Below are 19,054 nucleotides of genomic sequence, written 5' to 3' on the forward strand. Positions count from 1 at the left end.
ATATAGTGAGTCTCTAAAAACATTTTTACTTTTCAAGATCTGCTAGACGTTGACGAACTGCTTCGCGTTTTTCTAGGTAATCTTGCTCTTTCGCACGCTCTCCTTCAATAACCGCTGCAGGAGCTTTCGCTACGAAACCTTGGTTAGAAAGTTTCTTCTGTACACGTTCTACTTCTTTATCGAACTTCTCAAGTTCTTTCTCAAGACGAGCTCTCTCTTCATCAAGATTGATAAGATCAGCTAACGGTAAGAATAACTCTGCACCTGATACGATTGCAGTCATTGCTTTTTCTGGCGCTTGTAAGTCCGTTTGAATTGTTAATTCGCTTGGGTTACAGAAACGCTCAATGTAAGAGCTGTTTTTCGTAAGTTGAGCAAGTACAGCCTCATCTTTTGCTTTAATTTGCATTTGAACTTTTTTGCTCATTGGCGTATTTACTTCTGCACGGATGTTACGAACAGAGCGAATGATATCAACTAGAAGGTGCATTTCTGCCGCAGCTTCCGTATCTTGTAAATCTTCGCGAACTGTTGGCCACGCAGCTACTGTAATAGACTCGCCTTCATGCGGTAAATGTTGCCAAATTTTCTCTGTTACGAATGGCATGAATGGGTGTAATAGACGCATTGTTTGATCTAATACGTAAGCTAAAATAGAACGAGTTGTTTTCTTAGCTGCTTCATCTTCACCGTATAGTGGAAGTTTCGCCATTTCAATATACCAATCACAGAAATCGTCCCAAATGAAGTTGTATAATGAACGACCAGCTTCACCGAACTCATATTTATCCATGTTACGTGTTACGCTTTCGATTGTTTCGTTTAAGCGAGTTAAGATCCACTTATCTGCTACTGATTTTTCACCAGTTAAATCGATTTCTTCATACTTCATATCATCCATGTTCATTAATACGAAACGTGATGCGTTCCAAATTTTATTAATGAAGTTCCAAGTAGATTCTACTTTTTCCATGCTGAAACGTAAATCTTGACCTGGTGCACTTCCTGTTGATAAGAAGAAACGCATTGCATCTGCACCGTACTTCTCGATAACATCCATTGGATCAATACCGTTACCAAGAGATTTACTCATTTTACGACCTTGCTCATCACGAACTAAACCGTGAATTAATACATCTTTAAATGGACGCTCTCCTGTAAACTCTAAACCTTGGAAAATCATACGAGATACCCAGAAGAAGATGATATCATAACCCGTTACTAGTGCATCTGTTGAATAGTAACGTTTGAAGTCTGCTGAATCTTCATTTGGCCAACCAAGTGTTGAAAATGGCCATAACGCTGAACTGAACCATGTATCAAGTACGTCATTATCTTGATTCCAGTTTTCAATATCTGCTGGTGCTTCTGTACCTACGTATACTTCACCAGTTTCTTTATGGTACCAAGCTGGAATACGGTGTCCCCACCATAATTGACGAGAAATACACCAGTCATGAATATTTTCCATCCAGCGTAAATATGTGTTTTCAAAACGCTCTGGTACGAACGTTACTTTTTCTTCTTCTTTTTGTTGAAGCGCTACTGCTTTTTCAGCAAGTGGAGCCATTTTTACGAACCATTGTGTTGATAAATAAGGCTCAACAACTGCACCGCTACGCTCACTATGACCTACTGAATGCATATGTGGCTCGATTTCTACTAATACGCCAGCTTCTTGTAAGTCTTTCACTAATTCTTTACGGCATTCGAAACGATCCATACCGTTATACTTACCAGCTTTTTCGTTCATTGTTCCATCTTCGTTCATTACTAAAATGCGTGGTAAGTCATGACGGTTACCTACTTCAAAGTCATTCGGGTCATGAGCTGGTGTAATTTTTACAACGCCCGTTCCGAAATCTTTTTCTACGTACTCATCAGCAATAATCGGAATCTCACGGCCTACGATTGGAAGTGTAACTGTTTTTCCGATTAAATGTTTGTAACGATCGTCTTCGGGATGAACTGCTACTGCTGTATCACCCAGCATCGTTTCTGGACGAGTTGTCGCAAGACGAATGTGACCAGAACCATCTGTTAACGGATAGTTCATATGGTAGAATGCACCTTGAACTTCTTTATGAATTACTTCAATATCAGAAAGAGCTGTGCGTGTTGCTGGATCCCAGTTGATGATATATTCACCACGGTAAATTAAGCCTTTTTCGTATAATTGAACGAATACTTTATTAACCGCATCTGATAAACCTTTGTCTAATGTGAAGCGTTCACGAGAATAGTCTAGTCCTAAACCAACTTTTCCCCATTGTTGACGAATGTGAGAAGCGTATTCTTCTTTCCACTCCCAAGCTTTTTCAAGGAATTTTTCACGGCCAAGATCGTAACGTGAAATACCTTCTTCACGAAGTTTTCCTTCTACTTTTGCTTGTGTTGCAATACCAGCATGGTCCATTCCTGGAAGCCATAGCACATCGTATCCTTGCATACGCTTCGTACGAGTTAAAATATCTTGAAGAGTTGTATCCCAAGCATGACCTAAGTGTAACTTACCAGTTACGTTCGGAGGTGGAATTACAATTGTATATGGTTGTTTCTTCTCGTCTCCTGTTGCTTCAAAATATTTGCCTTCAAGCCACCATTGATAAAGGCCTTCTTCAACGGACATATGATCATATTTAGTTGGTAAATTCTTTTCCGTGTTTGACATTATTTTCCCTCCTTAAAATAAAAAATGTCCCTCATCCAAAAAGGACGAGGGACATCGCGGTACCACCTTTATTTACAAACAAATTCATAATTTGCTTATACTCTTAATTTGATAACGGACAAATCCGTCTTTTCCTAATAAGAACTATTCCGTTCAGAAAAGATGCTCCAGGGCTACCTTCTAACATAACTATCTAGAGAATCTCCCAGCTAATGATTCTCCTCTCTGAAGACGTTTCATGTTATACTCTTCCCCTTCAAGGCATTTATATGATTGTTAATTATTATATACAATAGTGTAAAAAACGAAACCTTATTCGTCAAGACAAATTTAAAACTACAGCTTTTCGTGCCCAAAAAAGAAGATAAGTAGAATCCTCTACTTATCTTCTTTCCCCCGCTATTTGCGGGCAGTAAGACCTCCACCTTAAAACTCAGCTGAAGCAAAGAAGTTAGATGGGAGCCCTGGTGCCCGTAAACGCCCAATTGGTGAAGGCTAATCATCAGCGGGGAATGCCTTTACTTTATCCGTTCCCTTGCTGGGCAGCTTGTAATTGTGACAGGAAATATTCTATATTGCTAACGAGCCAATGCGATTGTTGCAAACTCTTTACTCCGCGCAGTTCATTTTCCTCGTTGCGATTATCTCTTCTTTTCTTATAGGACTGGATTTGCCGAATAAATTGCGATGGATACGTCATATACGCAAACATAAGTAGTTGCTCTTCTTTCGTAAAAGGGAAATTTTTTTGATACATTTGAAACCATTCAAACCGATCACTTCTTGCGATTGGATATGTGTTTAAAGACCGTGAATAAAAACCTACTATATCTTGCACAGGCGTTGCAAACTTCGATTTTTCTAAACTAATAAAATAGCCATTCCGCTCATAGTCAAATAAAAAATGATTAAGTGACACATTACCATGCACAAAAGTAATACGCGTTTTCTCTTTTTCTTTCATCGCATCGTTCCACTCATTTAATTGCTTCGTTGCAAATTCACGCGCTCTCATTACATGATGATAGTACGTACAATATTGCAATTCAAACGGGGACATATACCATTTTGATTCAGATTCTACGAGAAACTCTTCTAACATCTCACCATCATTTTCCCAACGATCGGATATACTTGTATAATGTTTTTCTAAATCTTCTTCCGTATACATTTCTTCCTTCACAGTTTTTTGATGCAACGTTCCAAGTGTCTGAAACATTTTATGGTATTGATCATTGTCCTCACCGTTTCCTTCTGCACGTTCTAACCAAGGCATTAAATAATAATTATACGTCCCGTCACTTAAAATATAACTTCCATCCGTCGCATGATATATAGGTACATAATTTGAAAAACCTTTCTCCTTCAAATATTGAATATGATGCAGAAAGTTATTCCGCTCTAACTTTCTGCCTTCTATTTTCTTGAGTGCATATGGACCTTGATTCGTATAAATTTTCATTACATTTCCGTGCTCTTCCATATGCTGCGTATCCAATCTATATTGCCTCACGATAGGTTCATAGTGATTTCGCAACTCAATATCCATACGAATAACCCTTTCTATTCAAAACATAGCCTCTAAGAAAGGAAGTGAGTGAAAACACTCACTTCCTTATTTCGTCTTTACCCTTGAAACGGGAATATAAATAATTTGCCCCGTATTTAAAAATATATCTTCTGTTTGATTAACACGGTATAAATTTTGTACAGACGTTTCATAACGGTCTGCAATAGATTCAATTGTATCTCCTTCTTGCACGAAATACATTCTTAACTTTGTAAATTCTTCTTCCGGTTCTTTCGTAAATAGTTTTGTTAAATAAAGCGCATTTTCATCTCGCTGTGAGTACTCTTCTTCTTGTTCTTCCTGCTTTTTCGCTTTTTCTTTCTTGAAATCTTTTCGTCCGAACAGTTCAAATTGCGGCGTTGTTTCTTGCTCCTCTTCACGTTCCACAAATTCATGTTCTTCTATTTTCTCTTCTTCTAATTCCTGCTCTTTTCTTTCCTCTAATTGGAACGGTTCAAATGCGTAATCTTCCCACTCATCTGATTCCTTATATGCCGGTTCTTCTACATGCGGCGCCGGTCTATTTTCATCCTCTTGCGCTGAATCTTCTTCTAACTCAGCATACACCGTTTCTTCCTCTTCAACTTCATCCTCGCCTCTCTCTTCATCACACAAACCGGTAATAGATATATCCGCTAATAATTGTAAGCAACCATTTTCCTTTAATTCATAATCAAATTCCTCGATTGATACATATAGCTCTTCAATTACTTTCACTCGATTTCTCGGAATTGATATTTCAAGTGGAAAGGAATGAACAAGTTCATTAACCCCATCTTCTCTTGTTTCTACATAATCAATTGACTTTGCTGGCGATAGTTCTCTTAATGAATACGTGGAATCATCTTTTCGTGCAACATACTCTCCCGTTAAATCTAATTGTCCTCTCACGATTACTTCATGATCAAGCTCTTCTATCTCAACGTCTGGATCTAACGAAATTGACAAAAGTTCTTCGACTTCCTGTCCTTTTTGGAACCACACAGATTCTTTTAATGAAAATCGTAATGAATGATCTGCAGCCACTTCTTTTCCCCCTCCCAAACTATATGTCATTACAGATTTATGTGCGGAAAGCTTACTTTATGAATAAAAAAAATCGCTCCCCTTATGGAGAGCGATTTTCTCTAATACATTACGCTTTTAATTTTGACATTGCAATTTCAGCTGCTGCAATCGTCGCTTCAATATCTGCATCACTATGTGCTGTCGATAAGAATAAACCTTCGAATTGAGATGGTGGTAAGAATACACCTTGTTCTACCATTTCACGATAGTAAGCCGCAAAGAATTCTAAGTTTGAAGATTTTGCTGCATCGTAATTAATAACGGGTTCATCTGTAAAGAAAATACCAATCATAGAGCCTGCACGGTTAATATGGTGCGGAATGCCATGTTTTTCAGCTGCTTTACGTAATCCAGCTTCTAACATTTCAGCTTTACGCTCAAATTCTACATATGATTCTGGCGTTAACTGTACTAACGTTTCATAACCTGCCGCCATTGCAAGTGGGTTACCTGATAAAGTACCAGCTTGGTAAATTGGTCCGCTTGGCGCAACTTGGCGCATAATTTCCGCTTTACCACCGTATGCTCCTACTGGTAAACCACCACCGATTACTTTACCTAAGCATGTTAAATCAGGCGTTACGCCATAATAACCTTGGCCACAATTATAAGCTACTCGGAACCCTGTCATTACTTCATCAAAAATAAGCAATGCACCGTTTTGTTCTGTTACTTCACGAAGACCTTCTAAAAATCCAGGCTGCGGAGGAACAACCCCCATATTTCCTGCTACTGGTTCTACAATTACACAAGCAATATCATCACCGAATTGTTCAAACGCGTATTTTACGCTTTCTAAATCGTTATAAGCTACTGTAATCGTATTTTTCGCTACACCTTCTGGTACACCAGGACTATCTGGTAAACCTAAAGTCGCCACACCAGAACCAGCTTTAATTAATAACGAATCACCATGACCATGGTAACAACCAATAAATTTCAAGATTTTATTACGACCTGTATAACCACGAGCTAAACGTAGTGCACTCATTGTTGCTTCCGTTCCAGAGTTAACCATACGCACAATCTCAATTGATGGCACGCGCTCAATAACAAGTTTTGCTAATTTATTTTCAATTTCTGTTGGTGCACCGAAGCTTGTACCTCTTTCAGCAACAGATTTTAACGCTTCTACAACACGATCATTTGCATGACCATGAATTAAAGGACCCCATGATAATACGTAGTCGATGTATTCATTCCCATCGATATCATATACTTTAGAGCCTTTTCCACGCTCCATAAACAACGGATTCATCCCAACAGACTTAAAGGCACGAACCGGGCTATTTACGCCGCCAGGCATTAAGTCTTGCGCCTCTTCAAACGCTGCAATTGACTTATCAAACTTTTTCATTATTTAGCGCCTCCTTCTTGTAACCATCTTGCTGCATCTTTTGCATGATACGTAATAATTAAATCTGCTCCTGCACGTTTCATACTAATTAATTTTTCAAGAACAACTTCTTTTTCATTAATCCAACCATTTTGCGCTGCCGCTTTAATCATCGAATATTCACCACTTACATTATAAGCGACAACTGGTAAATTAAAGTTGTTTTTCACATCACGAACGATATCTAAGTAAGAAAGAGCTGGTTTTACGATTAAGAAATCTGCACCTTCCATTACATCTGATTCTGCTTCACGGAATGCTTCCATACGGTTTGCCGGATCCATTTGATATGTTTTACGGTCACCAAATTGCGGTGCACCGTGCGCAGCATCACGGAATGGTCCATAAAATGCTGATGAATATTTCACAGCGTACGACATAACTGGCACGTGTCCAAAACCATTTTCGTCTAATGCATGGCGAATTGCTGTTACAAAGCCGTCCATCATGTTTGATGGCGCAATAATGTCCGCTCCTGCTTTCGCTTGACTTACAGCTGTTTTCGCAAGAACTGCAAGAGACTCGTCATTTAAAATAATACCATCTTCAATTACACCGCAATGACCATGGCTTGTAAATTGACATAAACATGTGTCTGCAACTACTACTAGCTCAGGGAAATCACCTTTAATTTGCTGAATAGCACGTTGTACAATTCCATGATCACAATATGCTGATGATCCAACTTCATCCTTTTCAGCAGGTAAACCAAATACAATAACAGAACGAATACCTAAATCAACAACTTCTTGCATTTCAGCTTGCAATAAATCTAAAGACATTTGATATACGCCTGGCATAGAAGGAACTTCATTACGAACATTTTCACCTTCTAATACAAAAATAGGGTAAATAAAATCTTCCGTATGTAAAAACGTTTCACGCACAAGCGCACGCATGCCCCCGCTTTGTCTTAAACGACGATGACGATTAAATTGTAAAGAGTTCATAGATTTCTATCCCCATTCTTTCATTTTATAGATTCACAAACATATTGTAGTAATGCTTCTACAGTGTACTCTTTCGGCACAATAACAGACGGAAAATAAAGACTTGCCTCTTTTTCCGTAATAGGTCCTATACAAGCAATTGTACATTTTTTTGTCCATTCTCTCCAGTTTGTACCCTCAAGTAAACGAACAAAACTAGTAACAGTTGAAGGGCTCGTAAATGTAATAATGTCTACTTTCCCTAACTTCAATGCCGCTATAAGCTCTTGCTTTTTTTCTATATTCACTTTCGTACCGTATACGGTTAGCTCATCTAGAGAAACACCAATTTCCCGAAGTGCAACCGGAATTACCTCTCTTGCTAAATTCCCTTTCGGAAATAAAATACGTTCATTTCCACTTAATTCTTTTAGAAACTCTTCTGCAAATGCTTCTGCAACAAATGAAGTCGGAACAAAATGAACTTGATAGCCCCTTTTTTCTAACTCTAATTTTGTTTTCACACCTACCGCAGCGATTTTAATGGTTAGTGGTAGTTTCTTTTTTAAACTATCTAGAAAAAAAGCTACACCATTTCTGCTCGTAAAAATAACCCAGTCGTATGAATGTAGCTGCTCTTCAATATGTTGAATTTGCCTATGAGACATACCTTCCATACGCAAAAGCGGAATTTCCAATGGAATTCCGCTCTTTTCTTTCACTGCTACACTCATTTGTTTCGCTTGATGCTGGGCACGTGTAATCAATACCGTTTTTCCAGCGAGAGCGTTCATATTTATTGTTGCTCCTTATTTGCAGCAAGAATGAGTTCTTTGGCGCCTTGCTTAATTAAACGGTCCGCGGCCTCTAATCCTACTTCCTCAGGATCAGTACCCACTACTGTCTCTTTTAATAAAACAGAGCCATCCATAGAGCCGACAAGAGCTGTTAATTCGATTGCATCGTTTTCTGTAAGGGTTGCATATCCAGCGATTGGAACTTGGCATCCACCTTCAAGTTTATGAAGAAATACTCGCTCCGCCGCCACTGTTCTTTCTGTTATCGCATCATTAATATGCGCTAACAACTGCAATAAATCCTTATCATCCTCACGACACTCAATCGCTAATGCACCTTGTCCTACAGCAGGTACACATAACGTTTCATCTAAATGTTCTGTAATAACTTCATCATCCCAGCCCATTCTTTGTAATCCAGCTGTCGCTAAAATAATCGCATCGTAATCTTCTTCTTTTAATTTACGTAAACGTGTATCGATATTCCCGCGAATCCACTTCACTTGTAAATCTGGTCTCGCAGCGAGTAGCTGTGCACTACGTCTTAAACTACTCGTACCTAAAATAGCACCTTCCGCTAACTCTTTAAACGATGCTCCATTTTTTGAGATAAAAGCATCACGAGGGTCAACACGCTTTGGTGTACAGCCAATCATTAAACCTTCTGGAAGTACGGCTGGCATATCTTTCATACTATGTACAGCCATATCGATTTCTTTCGTAAGTAGCGCGTGTTCAATCTCTTTTACAAACAAGCCTTTGCCGCCTACTTTTGAAAGAGTAACATCTAAAATAACATCACCTTTTGTGACAATTTCTTTCACTTCAAATTCATATGGTAGACCTAGGGCTTTTAACTGATCAATAAACCAGTTTGTTTGCGTTAATGCTAGTTTACTCTTTCGTGATCCTACAATAATTTTGCGCATAATTCTCTCTCCTCATTATAAATACCAAAAGTGGAAATTGGATAAACTGCTTAATAGAAAAATGTTTACTAGCATTACGAGAAACGATCCGATATTCCACTGTACAATTTTCTTACCTTGCAACACATCTGCCGCTCGTAAATATAAACCTGTGCAATACACAAATAGAACGACAAAAGATCCGATTACTTTCGTATCATACCAATGGAAATTGTCCAATTTTGTATATCCCCATATACATCCCAATAAAATTGCTAGTAAGAAAAATGGAACAGAAAATAAATTTAATCCGTAAGACATAGATTCTAGCTTCGGTAAATTCCCTAATCTTCTTAATCTCGCATTCCATTTTTTCTTTTTTAATAGGCGATATTGTAATAAGTACATAATAGAAAAAATGAACGATACAGTAAACGTTGCGTAAGAAATAATTGCCATACCGACATGCACGTATACAAGTTCTGAAACTAATTGTTCCGCAAGTACTGGCGACATCTTTCCGAGCGGTGTAAAAATAGAAAAAGCGCTTACGCCAAATGCAACAACATTTGTAAAAAAGACTAAAAAGTCAATTCTCATAAATCGATTAATGACTAACGACATCGTAATCAATAACCAAACATAAAAATATATCCCTGATAATAAAGTTAAAATAGGATTCGTTTCTGAATCTGTAGCCCTAAGTAACATAAAAATAGACTGCAGGACCCATACAATCGAAAGTAACCAAAAAGCAAATCGGTTCGCCTTTCGGTTACTTTGGAAATAATCTATAAAATATAAACTAATGCTACAAGCATATAAAATAATTGCAATATGATAAATAATACTGTTATTTAAAAAACTCATCCGATCATCCTTCCAAATTATAAAGATGGAACGGATGGTGTCCACACTTTTTTATGTTCTACTTCTTCCGCACAATTCTCTACGTCTTCCGTTTCTAAATCGAAAATCTTCGCAAATAACGCTAATTTTTCGCTCGCTCCCTCTTCAGCAGCTATTTCTTTCGCTACTAAAATTGGGTCTTTTAATAATTGATTAATAATACTTTTCGTATGCTTACTAATAACTTTTTTCTCACGATCACTAAGGTTTGGTATTTTTCGCTCTAGGCTTACCATCGTTTCACTTTGGATTGCAAGTGCCTTATCACGAAGAGCTGATATTAATGGAACAACACCAAGTGTACTTAACCACGTTTTAAATAGAACAATTTCCTCTTCAATCATAAATTGAATTTTCTCTGCTTCTTTCAAACGCTCAGCACGGTTTGCCTCCACTACTCCTTGTAAATCATCAATATCATACAAGAAAGAACCTTCTAGCTCATCAATCGCTGGATCAATATCACGTGGCACTGCAATGTCAACCATAAACAAAGGGCGACCACAGCGCATTTTCTCCACCTTTGTCATCATCTCTTTCGTAATGACATACTCAGATGCACCAGTTGAACTAATTAAAATATCTGCTTCTAATAATGCACATTGTAATTCGCTTAACGATTTTGCATGTCCCATATATTTCTCAGCCATTACTTCTGCTTTCGAAAGCGTCCTATTCATAACTGTTACTTTACGAGCACCACTTCCATATAAGTTTTGCAGTGCAAGTTCGCCCATTTTACCAGCACCAAGAATAAGCACATGACAATCTGTTAACTCGCCAAATATTTTCTTTCCAAGCTCAACAGCAGCATAACTAACAGACATCGCACTTTCCCCGATTGTTGTTTCTGAGTGGGCACGTTTTGCTAATGTAATGACTTGCTTAAACAATTCATTAAAAATTGTGCCTGTTGCTTTAACTTGTTGCGCTTCTAAAAAGCTATCTTTTATTTGACCTAAAATCTGCGTTTCTCCGACTACCATAGAATCTAAACCGCACGTTACGCGGAATAAATGATCTATTGCACCATCTTGTTCAAAAATAGTTAAATATGGCGCGACTTCTTCTATTTCAAGCTGAAACCAATCAGCTAAAAACTTCTTAATATAATACCGTCCCGTGTGTAATTGATCGACAACAGCATAAATCTCAGTGCGATTACAAGTTGATACAATGACATTCTCTAACACGCTCTTTTGATTTTGTAATGTAGTCATCGCTCGCTCTAGTTCTGCTGCCTGAAATGTGAGTTTCTCACGAAATTCTACAGGGGCTGTTCGATAATTTACACTAACAACAAGAATATGCACGCAGCATGTCCCCCTTCACCCGTTTTATCACTTTATCTACTATCATAATACAACTTTCCTCTTATGAATCTGACAATCGTGTGAACAACTGATTATTTTTTAATTATTCTCCGTATGTAATAAAGGAGATTCAGTAACACTAATAAAAAAAACTTCTACTTTATAATGATTATAAATTAATAACTCTATTTGTACGTTACCAAAAAAAGCCCTCATAATCAAGTGATGGAAACTATTCCATATAAATTATAACATCATCTTCCCTATCTTCTTTCATCATGAAGGAAAATATGTATGATTGTTCCAAAATGCAACAAAGACTTTCTCAATACAATGTATTTGACATTGTATTTCTTTTTCGTTATATTGGTTTTACGAAATTAAATTGCGCACAACTTAATTAGAAGGGAGTTATTTATGACAGAGGACTCTTTGCATCTAGATAACCAACTTTGTTTTTCTATTTACGCCTGCTCTAGAGAGGTTACTCGTTTTTATCGACCTTATTTAGAAGAAATGGGTATTACGTATCCCCAGTACATTACTTTACTCGTACTATGGGAGCAAGATGGACTAACAGTAAAAGAAATTGGAGAACGTCTATTTTTAGATTCTGGTACGTTAACACCTATGTTAAAACGCATGGAATCATTAAAACTTGTAAAACGTGTTCGTTCCAAAGAAGACGAGCGAAAAGTTTGTATTGAATTAACAGAACAAGGCAAAGATTTAAAGGAAAAGGCTTGTTCATTACCGACAACGATGGCTACAAACTTAGGAATTACAGAGCAAGAATATCGCTCTTTATTAATTCAGCTAAATAAACTAATTGACACAATGAAAACAATTAATGATGGAAAAGGGGAATAAATATGGATAAATTATATACTGCTTCAGTAACAGCAACAGGTGGAAGAAATGGGAAAGTAGTTTCAGATGATGGCATATTAAATCTTGATGTAAAAATGCCGAAAGCACTAGGTGGTGCAGGCGGAGAAGCAACAAATCCAGAACAACTATTTGCAGCTGGTTATGCAGCTTGTTTCGATAGTGCATTACAACTTGTCATTCGTACAAAACGTGTGAAAGTAGAAAGTACAGAAGTAACTGCTCACGTTTCTATCGGAAAAGATACAGATGGTGGTTTCGGCCTATCTGCTGTACTTGATGTACATGTTGCCGGTGTCTCTCATGCCGAAGCACAAGAACTTGTAGAAGCGGCTCACGGTGTATGTCCTTACTCGAAAGCAACACGAGGAAATATTGAAGTTACATTAAACGTACGCTAAAAAATTTAGCAAAACAAAAACGCGCGACATTCGTCACGCGTTTTTTGTTTTTGTAAATTTATGAATTGCTTTCCACGCTTCTTCTTTTCCAAGTCCTGTTTCAGAAGAGAATAGAACAATTTCATCGCCAATTTCAACAGCAAGCGTTTCTTTTACAACTTTTAAATGCTTTTGCCATTTCCCTTTTGGAATTTTATCGGCTTTCGTCGCAATAATAATTGTTGGGATTTCATAATGCTTTAAGAAATCATACATCATCACGTCATCACTTGTTGGTTGGTGACGTAAATCAACTACTAATACAGCTGCGTCTAATTGCTCACGCGTTGTAAAGTACGTTTCAATCATTTTCCCCCATGCAGCGCGCTCGGATTTAGATACTTTCGCATATCCATAACCTGGAACGTCAACAAAGTGCATCATCTCATTGATTAAGAAAAAGTTCAGCGTTTGCGTTTTTCCTGGTTTAGAAGAAATACGCACTAACTTTTTACGATTTAAAATTTTATTTATAAAGGAAGACTTCCCCACATTTGAACGACCTGCTAATGCAATTTCTGGTAAATCACTGTCTGGATATTGTTCTGGTTTAACAGCACTAATTACAATATCTGCTTTTGTTACTTTCATTGTTTCACTCCTACTAATGCGTGCTCCAATACTTCATCTAAATGAGATGCAAGCACAAACGTAAGGTTTTCTTTTACGCTCTCTGGAATATCATCTAAATCTTTCTCGTTTTCTGCTGGCAAAATAATTTTTGTTAAGCCTGCGCGGTGAGCACTTAATGTTTTTTCTTTTAAACCACCAATTGGTAATACACGACCACGAAGTGTAATTTCACCTGTCATACCCACTTCTTTACTTACAGGAATACCTGTTAGCGCAGAAATAAGTGCCGTTGCCATCGTAATACCTGCTGACGGTCCGTCTTTTGGAACTGCTCCTTCTGGAACGTGAATATGAATATCATTTTTCTCATGGAAATTCGGATCGATTTGAAGCTCTTCTGCACGAGAACGTATATAACTAAACGCAGCTTGTGCTGATTCTTTCATAACATCCCCAAGTTTCCCTGTTAAAATTAGTTTCCCTTTTCCTGGCGCTACAGAAACTTCAATGGCAAGTGTATCGCCGCCTGCTGCTGTGTAAGCTAGACCTGTTGCCATACCAACTTGGTCTGTTTTTTCAGCTTGCCCATAACGGAATATGTGTTTACCAAGTAAATCAACAATCTTTTTCTCTGTCACAACGATACGTTTACGTTCTGCTGTAACGATAATCTTCGCTACTTTACGGCAAACTTTTGCAATTTGGCGCTCTAGCGTACGAACACCAGCCTCACGTGTATAATAACGAATAATCTCAAGCAGCGCTTCATCACGCACTTGTAAATTACCTTTTCGTAAGCCATGTTCTTTTAATTGTTTCGGCAACAAATGCTCACGAGCAATGTGTACTTTTTCAAGTTCTGTATAGCCAGCAATCGAAATGATTTCCATACGGTCAAGTAATGGACCTGGAATACTTGAAAGTGTATTAGCAGTTGCTACAAACATAACTTTTGATAGATCATATGGTTCTTCAATGTAATGATCACTGAAGTTATGGTTTTGTTCTGGATCTAATACTTCAAGTAATGCCGCTGATGGATCTCCACGAAAATCGTTAGACATTTTATCAATCTCATCTAATAAGAAGACTGGATTAACTGTTTTCGCCTTTTTCATACCTTGAATAATGCGTCCTGGCATTGCTCCAACATATGTACGACGGTGACCACGAATTTCAGATTCATCACGCACACCACCAAGAGATACACGGACGAAGTTACGATTCAATGATGTTGCAATTGAACGCGCTAGCGAAGTTTTGCCGACCCCAGGAGGGCCTACTAAACAAAGGATAGGTCCTTTTAATGAATTCGTTAACTTCTGTACAGCTAAATATTCAAGTACACGCTCTTTCACTTTTTCAAGACCGTAATGATCGTTATTTAAAATCTCTTCCGAATGAGCAAGGTCAATTATATCTTCTGTTGCCTCTGTCCACGGAAGCGCTAATAACCAATCAATATAATTGCGAATAACACCACTCTCCGCAGAACTTGCTGGTAACTTTTCATAACGATCTAATTCTTTCAGGGCAGCCTTCATTGTTTCTTCCGGCATTCCTGACTGTTCAATTTTCTCACGAAGTTCTTCTACTTCTCCGCCCTTGCCTTCTTTGTCGCCAAGTTCAGTTTGAATCGCCTTCATTTGCTCACGTAAGAAATATTCTTTTTGCGTGCGCTCCATGGAACGTTTCACTTTTTGCCCAATTTTCTTTTCTAGACTAAGTAACTCTTGTTCATCTTGAATAATTGAAATAAGTGTTTGTAATCGTTCTTTTACAGATACAATCTCTAAAATCTCTTGTTTCTGCTTCGTTTTAATCGGCAAGTGAGAAGCAATTAAATCAGCTAATCTCCCTGGTTCTTCCACATCAGCTACCGTTGCAAAAGTTTCATTTGAAACTTTTTTCGAAACTTTAATATATTGTTCGAAATGCTCCAGTAACGTACGCATAAAAGCTTTCTCTTCTAAATCATCTTCTACTTCTTCAGTTACCGTTTTAATAGACACTTGTACTACATTTTCTTCTTCGATAAACTCTATTACTTCTGCTCTATGTAAACCTTCCACAAGGACACGAAGCGTACCGTTCGGCAATTTTAACATTTGCTTCACTTTCGCCACTGTACCTACACTATATATGTCATCTTCTTTCGGATCATCGATATTCATTTCTTTTTGCATTGCTAAAAAGATGATATTTTCATCCATTGCCGCCTGCTCTAGTGCTTGTATCGATTTATCACGTCCTACATCAAGATGCAAAACCATCGTTGGATATACGAGAACGCCTCTTAATGGTAGGAGGGGCACGATTCTTTCGTTCGTATTCATACTAGACATAGCACCTCCATAATAAATTAAACTCCTGTTCAACTATTTTATATTACAATACACCTAGATGCAATTGCTGAGATTCCGCGCAATTGTAAATAGCTTGTTTTTCTACCTCACGAAAAGAAAAAGACTCCGATTAAGCATACAAACTTAAACGAAGTCTGGCAAATTTTATTATTGTTTATTTTTACATAGATTGTGCATCTGTTTCGTCTACGTGAGTATGTACATCTAGCTCTCTATGCATATTTTCTTGCATAAACGTTAACTCAAATACTTCTTTTAACTTACGAACAGGAATAATTTCAATTCCCTTAATCGTATACAAAAATGGTTGCATATTTTCAGCAGGAATAATGACTTTCTTAGCTCCCGCTTTTTTCGCAGCTTTTATTTTTGCGTACACGCCACCAATAGGTTTTACTTCTCCGTGTATACTTATTTCCCCTGTCATCGCTACTTCATTATTTACATACGTGCGGTGCACCGCAGAATATACACCTGTTGCCATAGCGATTCCCGCAGAAGGTCCATCAATTGGGATACCACCTGGAAAATTAATATGTATATCATATCCTTCTGGCAACACATCTAAAGAACGAAGTACTGTTAATACATTATCAACAGAGCCTTTCGCCATACTTTTACGACGAATCGATTTCGTTTGACTACCAATACTTTCTTCTTCCACAATTCCCGTAACATTTACCGATCCTTTATCTTTCGCCGGAATTGCTGTTACTTCAATTTCTAATAACGCACCTGTATTGGGTCCGTATACAGCAAGACCATTTACAAGACCAATCCTTGGAATCGGATAAATGCGCTTTTCATATTTCGGTGTAAGCTGACTTGAGTGAACAACCCACTCTATATCTTCATCCTTAATGAAAGAACGTTCTTCATTTATCGCCATACCCGCAGAGATTTGCACGAGATTAATCGCTTCTCGTCCATTCCTTGCATACATCCCAATCATTTCAATACCATTTTCACCTATTTGCATTTCCACTTTTTCCGCGGCATTTTTCGCTACTTTTTGAATTTCTTCCGTATCTAATTCACGGAAAAATACTTCTAAGCAACGTGACCGAATAGCAGGAGGAATTTCCTCTGGCGAACGTGTCGTTGCTCCAACTAAGCGAAAATCTGCCGGTAAGCCTTTTTGGAAAATATCATGTATATATGTTGGGATCATTGTATTTTCTTCACTATAGTACGCACTTTCTAAAAATACTTTTCGATCTTCTAACACCTTTAACATTTTGTTCATTTGAATCGGATGGAGCTCGCCAATCTCATCAATAAACAAAATACCACCATGTGCATCTGTTACAGCACCTTTTTTCGGTTGCGGAATACCTGCTTGCCCCATCGCCCCAGCACCTTGATAAATCGGATCATGCACCGAACCAATTAAAGGGTCTGCGATACCACGTTCATCAAACCGAGCTGTTGTCGCATCAAGTTCAATAAATGTTGCATTCGTACGAAATGGAGATTTAGGATTTCGTTTCGCTTCTTCTAATACAAGACGTGCTGCCGCTGTTTTCCCAACACCTGGTGGGCCATATATGATTACATGTTGCGGATTCGGACCACAAAGAGCCGCTTTTAACGACTTAATCCCGTCCTCTTGCCCTACAATATCTAAAAAGGTTGTAGGACGCACCTTTTCTGCTAGCGGCTCTGTTAAAGAAATCTCACGCATTTTACGAAGTTGTTCTAATTCTTTTTTCGATTCTCGATCAATTGAAACTTTTTGTGTTCGTTGATTTCGAAGTAAATGCCAGAAATACAATCCGACAATTACACCAAAAACAAGTTGAACAACTAAAAATATATTTGTCCAGCTCATTATTTATTTCCTCCCGCAATATTTTATCTCTTAGTATTTCCGCGGAGGAACGTAGCTAAACATAAAGAAAAACAGCAATTATAAAAATTGCTGTTTCCCTTTCGCATTCGCATTATGCAGATGTTTTTGTATCAAGTACAGTACCGTCTTGTAACACCAATTTTGGCGGCTCATTATCAGCTACTGTTTCTTTTGTAAGAATACACTTCTCGATATCTTTACGAGATGGAAGTTCGAACATTACATCAAGCATTAAGCCTTCAATAATAGAACGAAGTCCACGAGCACCCGTTTTACGTTCAATTGCTTTTTTCGCAATTTCGATTAGTGCACCTTCTTCAAACTCTAACTCAACATCGTCAAGCTCCAATAGTTTTTGGAATTGCTTAACAAGTGCATTTTTCGGTTTCGTTAAAATATCAACAAGAGCATCTTCATCAAGTGGCTCTAGGTTCGCAATAACTGGAAGACGACCGATAAACTCTGGAATTAAACCAAATCTTAAAAGATCCTCTGGTAATACGTGAGATAAAACATGCTTCTCATTTACATCAGCATTTTTCTTCTCAGAACCAAATCCAATTACTTTTTCACCAAGGCGACGTTTAATAATCGGCTCAATGCCATCAAACGCTCCACCACAAATGAATAAGATGTTCGTTGTATCAATTTGAATAAACTCTTGGTGCGGATGCTTACGACCACCTTGAGGTGGAACGCTTGCTACAGTACCTTCTAAAATTTTCAGAAGTGCCTGTTGCACACCTTCACCAGATACATCACGTGTAATTGATGGATTTTCGGACTTACGTGCCACTTTATCAATCTCATCAATATAAATGATTCCTTTTTCCGCTTTCTCTACATCATAATCAGCTGCTTGAATTAATTTTAGTAAGATATTTTCTACATCTTCACCAACATATCCAGCTTCTGTTAAAGATGTTGCGTCCGCGATTGCAAATGGAACATTTAGAATACGCGCTAACGTTTGTGCAAGTAATGTTTTACCACTACCTGTTGGCCCGATAAGTGCGATATTACTCTTCGCTAATTCTACATCATCAATTTTGCTGTTAGAATTAATGCGTTTGTAATGGTTATATACCGCTACCGCTAGTGCTTTTTTCGCGCTATCTTGCCCGATGACATACTCATCTAAGATTTCACGAATTTCTACCGGTTTCGGTACATCTTTGAATTCTACTTCTTCGTCCTTCGCAAGCTCCTCTTGTACAATTTCAGTACAAAGTTCGATACACTCGTCACAAATGTAAACACCTGGACCTGCCACTAACTTTCGAACTTGCGTTTGTGTTTTACCACAGAAAGAACATTTTAATTGCCCTTTTTCATCATTAAATTTAAACATATTTTCACACCCCTTACAAAGTG

Annotated in this window: 15 protein-coding genes and 1 other annotated feature; of the genes, 2 read left to right on the forward strand and 13 right to left on the reverse strand. The window is 37.9% G+C overall.

Annotated elements, in window-relative coordinates; translation table 11 throughout:
* Positions 1-25: 25 nt before the first annotated feature.
* The 9 genes from EBQ15_RS02845 to hemA all read right to left on the reverse strand — a co-directional run bounded on the left by EBQ15_RS02845 (position 26) and on the right by hemA (position 11,561).
* Positions 26-2,671: a valine--tRNA ligase gene (locus EBQ15_RS02845; RefSeq protein WP_000072250.1), complete on the reverse strand. Its 2,646-nt coding sequence runs from the start codon at positions 2,669-2,671 to the stop codon at positions 26-28.
* A gap of 37 nt (positions 2,672-2,708) precedes the next feature.
* Positions 2,709-2,940 (reverse strand) — a binding site (T-box leader).
* Between the two features lie 254 nt (positions 2,941-3,194).
* Entirely contained in the window at positions 3,195-4,220 is a 1,026-nt protein-coding gene (gene ysxE, locus EBQ15_RS02850; protein ID WP_000350655.1) for a spore coat protein YsxE, read from the reverse strand.
* A gap of 66 nt (positions 4,221-4,286) precedes the next feature.
* On the reverse strand, positions 4,287-5,297 hold the full coding sequence (spoVID, locus tag EBQ15_RS02855) for a stage VI sporulation protein D (RefSeq protein WP_115735440.1): 1,011 nt from the start codon (positions 5,295-5,297) through the stop codon (positions 4,287-4,289).
* A 79-nt stretch (positions 5,298-5,376) separates the two neighbouring features.
* Complete coding sequence (gene hemL / locus EBQ15_RS02860; protein WP_000712943.1) at positions 5,377-6,666, reverse strand: glutamate-1-semialdehyde 2,1-aminomutase; 1,290 nt, start codon at positions 6,664-6,666, stop codon at positions 5,377-5,379.
* On the reverse strand, positions 6,666-7,655 hold the full coding sequence (hemB, locus tag EBQ15_RS02865; protein WP_001087065.1) for a porphobilinogen synthase: 990 nt from the start codon (positions 7,653-7,655) through the stop codon (positions 6,666-6,668). Before hemB ends, hemL begins: the two co-directional genes overlap by 1 nt.
* A 20-nt stretch (positions 7,656-7,675) precedes the next feature.
* The gene (hemD, locus tag EBQ15_RS02870) at positions 7,676-8,428 is read right to left on the reverse strand and encodes a uroporphyrinogen-III synthase (RefSeq protein ID WP_000992349.1); all 753 of its coding nucleotides are present in this window, start codon (positions 8,426-8,428) and stop codon (positions 7,676-7,678) included.
* 2 nt (positions 8,429-8,430) lie between these two features.
* On the reverse strand, positions 8,431-9,360 hold the full coding sequence (gene hemC / locus EBQ15_RS02875) for a hydroxymethylbilane synthase (RefSeq protein WP_001226399.1): 930 nt from the start codon (positions 9,358-9,360) through the stop codon (positions 8,431-8,433).
* A gap of 15 nt (positions 9,361-9,375) precedes the next feature.
* Positions 9,376-10,209: a cytochrome c biogenesis protein gene (locus EBQ15_RS02880; protein ID WP_000008999.1), complete on the reverse strand. Its 834-nt coding sequence runs from the start codon at positions 10,207-10,209 to the stop codon at positions 9,376-9,378.
* Positions 10,210-10,226: 17 nt separating this feature from the next.
* A complete protein-coding gene (hemA, locus tag EBQ15_RS02885) occupies positions 10,227-11,561 on the reverse strand; it encodes a glutamyl-tRNA reductase (RefSeq protein ID WP_000547864.1) in 1,335 nt (444 codons plus the stop codon).
* A gap of 417 nt (positions 11,562-11,978) precedes the next feature.
* Between hemA and EBQ15_RS02890 the strand changes: the two genes are divergently transcribed.
* Positions 11,979-12,431 (forward strand): MarR family winged helix-turn-helix transcriptional regulator, encoded by a 453-nt coding sequence (locus EBQ15_RS02890; RefSeq protein ID WP_000133916.1) that lies wholly within the window; start codon positions 11,979-11,981, stop codon positions 12,429-12,431.
* 2 nt (positions 12,432-12,433) lie between these two features.
* The gene (locus EBQ15_RS02895; RefSeq protein WP_000359777.1) at positions 12,434-12,850 is read left to right on the forward strand and encodes an organic hydroperoxide resistance protein; all 417 of its coding nucleotides are present in this window, start codon (positions 12,434-12,436) and stop codon (positions 12,848-12,850) included.
* 33 nt (positions 12,851-12,883) lie between these two features.
* Here the strand turns inward: EBQ15_RS02895 and ysxC are convergent, their stop codons facing one another.
* The 4 genes from ysxC to clpX form a co-directional block, all read right to left on the reverse strand.
* Positions 12,884-13,480, reverse strand: a complete 597-nt coding sequence (ysxC, locus tag EBQ15_RS02900) for a ribosome biogenesis GTP-binding protein YsxC (protein WP_000869116.1) — start codon at positions 13,478-13,480, stop codon at positions 12,884-12,886.
* On the reverse strand, positions 13,477-15,807 hold the full coding sequence (gene lon / locus EBQ15_RS02905) for an endopeptidase La (RefSeq protein ID WP_000097285.1): 2,331 nt from the start codon (positions 15,805-15,807) through the stop codon (positions 13,477-13,479). Before lon ends, ysxC begins: the two co-directional genes overlap by 4 nt.
* A 181-nt stretch (positions 15,808-15,988) precedes the next feature.
* Complete coding sequence (gene lonB / locus EBQ15_RS02910; protein ID WP_000119179.1) at positions 15,989-17,659, reverse strand: ATP-dependent protease LonB; 1,671 nt, start codon at positions 17,657-17,659, stop codon at positions 15,989-15,991.
* Between the two features lie 112 nt (positions 17,660-17,771).
* The gene (clpX, locus tag EBQ15_RS02915) at positions 17,772-19,031 is read right to left on the reverse strand and encodes an ATP-dependent protease ATP-binding subunit ClpX (RefSeq protein ID WP_000472289.1); all 1,260 of its coding nucleotides are present in this window, start codon (positions 19,029-19,031) and stop codon (positions 17,772-17,774) included.
* Positions 19,032-19,054: the final 23 nt, after the last annotated feature.

The organism is Bacillus sp. 2D03, assembly GCF_003946765.1.
GTDB classification, from domain to species: Bacteria; Bacillota; Bacilli; order Bacillales; family Bacillaceae_G; genus Bacillus_A; species Bacillus_A cereus.

What these genes read in the sequence shown, in the direction of transcription:
- EBQ15_RS02845 (WP_000072250.1), bottom strand. Translation starts at nt 2,671, where the DNA reads ATGTCAAACACGGAAAAGAATTTACCAACTAAATATGATCATATGTCC.
- ysxE (WP_000350655.1), bottom strand. Translation starts at nt 4,220, where the DNA reads ATGGATATTGAGTTGCGAAATCACTATGAACCTATCGTGAGGCAATAT.
- spoVID (WP_115735440.1), bottom strand. Translation starts at nt 5,297, where the DNA reads ATGACATATAGTTTGGGAGGGGGAAAAGAAGTGGCTGCAGATCATTCA.
- hemL (WP_000712943.1), bottom strand. Translation starts at nt 6,666, where the DNA reads ATGAAAAAGTTTGATAAGTCAATTGCAGCGTTTGAAGAGGCGCAAGAC.
- hemB (WP_001087065.1), bottom strand. Translation starts at nt 7,655, where the DNA reads ATGAACTCTTTACAATTTAATCGTCATCGTCGTTTAAGACAAAGCGGG.
- hemD (WP_000992349.1), bottom strand. Translation starts at nt 8,428, where the DNA reads ATGAACGCTCTCGCTGGAAAAACGGTATTGATTACACGTGCCCAGCAT.
- hemC (WP_001226399.1), bottom strand. Translation starts at nt 9,360, where the DNA reads ATGCGCAAAATTATTGTAGGATCACGAAAGAGTAAACTAGCATTAACG.
- EBQ15_RS02880 (WP_000008999.1), bottom strand. Translation starts at nt 10,209, where the DNA reads ATGAGTTTTTTAAATAACAGTATTATTTATCATATTGCAATTATTTTA.
- EBQ15_RS02890 (WP_000133916.1), top strand. Translation starts at nt 11,979, where the DNA reads ATGACAGAGGACTCTTTGCATCTAGATAACCAACTTTGTTTTTCTATT.
- EBQ15_RS02895 (WP_000359777.1), top strand. Translation starts at nt 12,434, where the DNA reads ATGGATAAATTATATACTGCTTCAGTAACAGCAACAGGTGGAAGAAAT.
- ysxC (WP_000869116.1), bottom strand. Translation starts at nt 13,480, where the DNA reads ATGAAAGTAACAAAAGCAGATATTGTAATTAGTGCTGTTAAACCAGAA.
- lon (WP_000097285.1), bottom strand. Translation starts at nt 15,807, where the DNA reads ATGTCTAGTATGAATACGAACGAAAGAATCGTGCCCCTCCTACCATTA.
- lonB (WP_000119179.1), bottom strand. Translation starts at nt 17,659, where the DNA reads ATGAGCTGGACAAATATATTTTTAGTTGTTCAACTTGTTTTTGGTGTA.
- clpX (WP_000472289.1), bottom strand. Translation starts at nt 19,031, where the DNA reads ATGTTTAAATTTAATGATGAAAAAGGGCAATTAAAATGTTCTTTCTGT.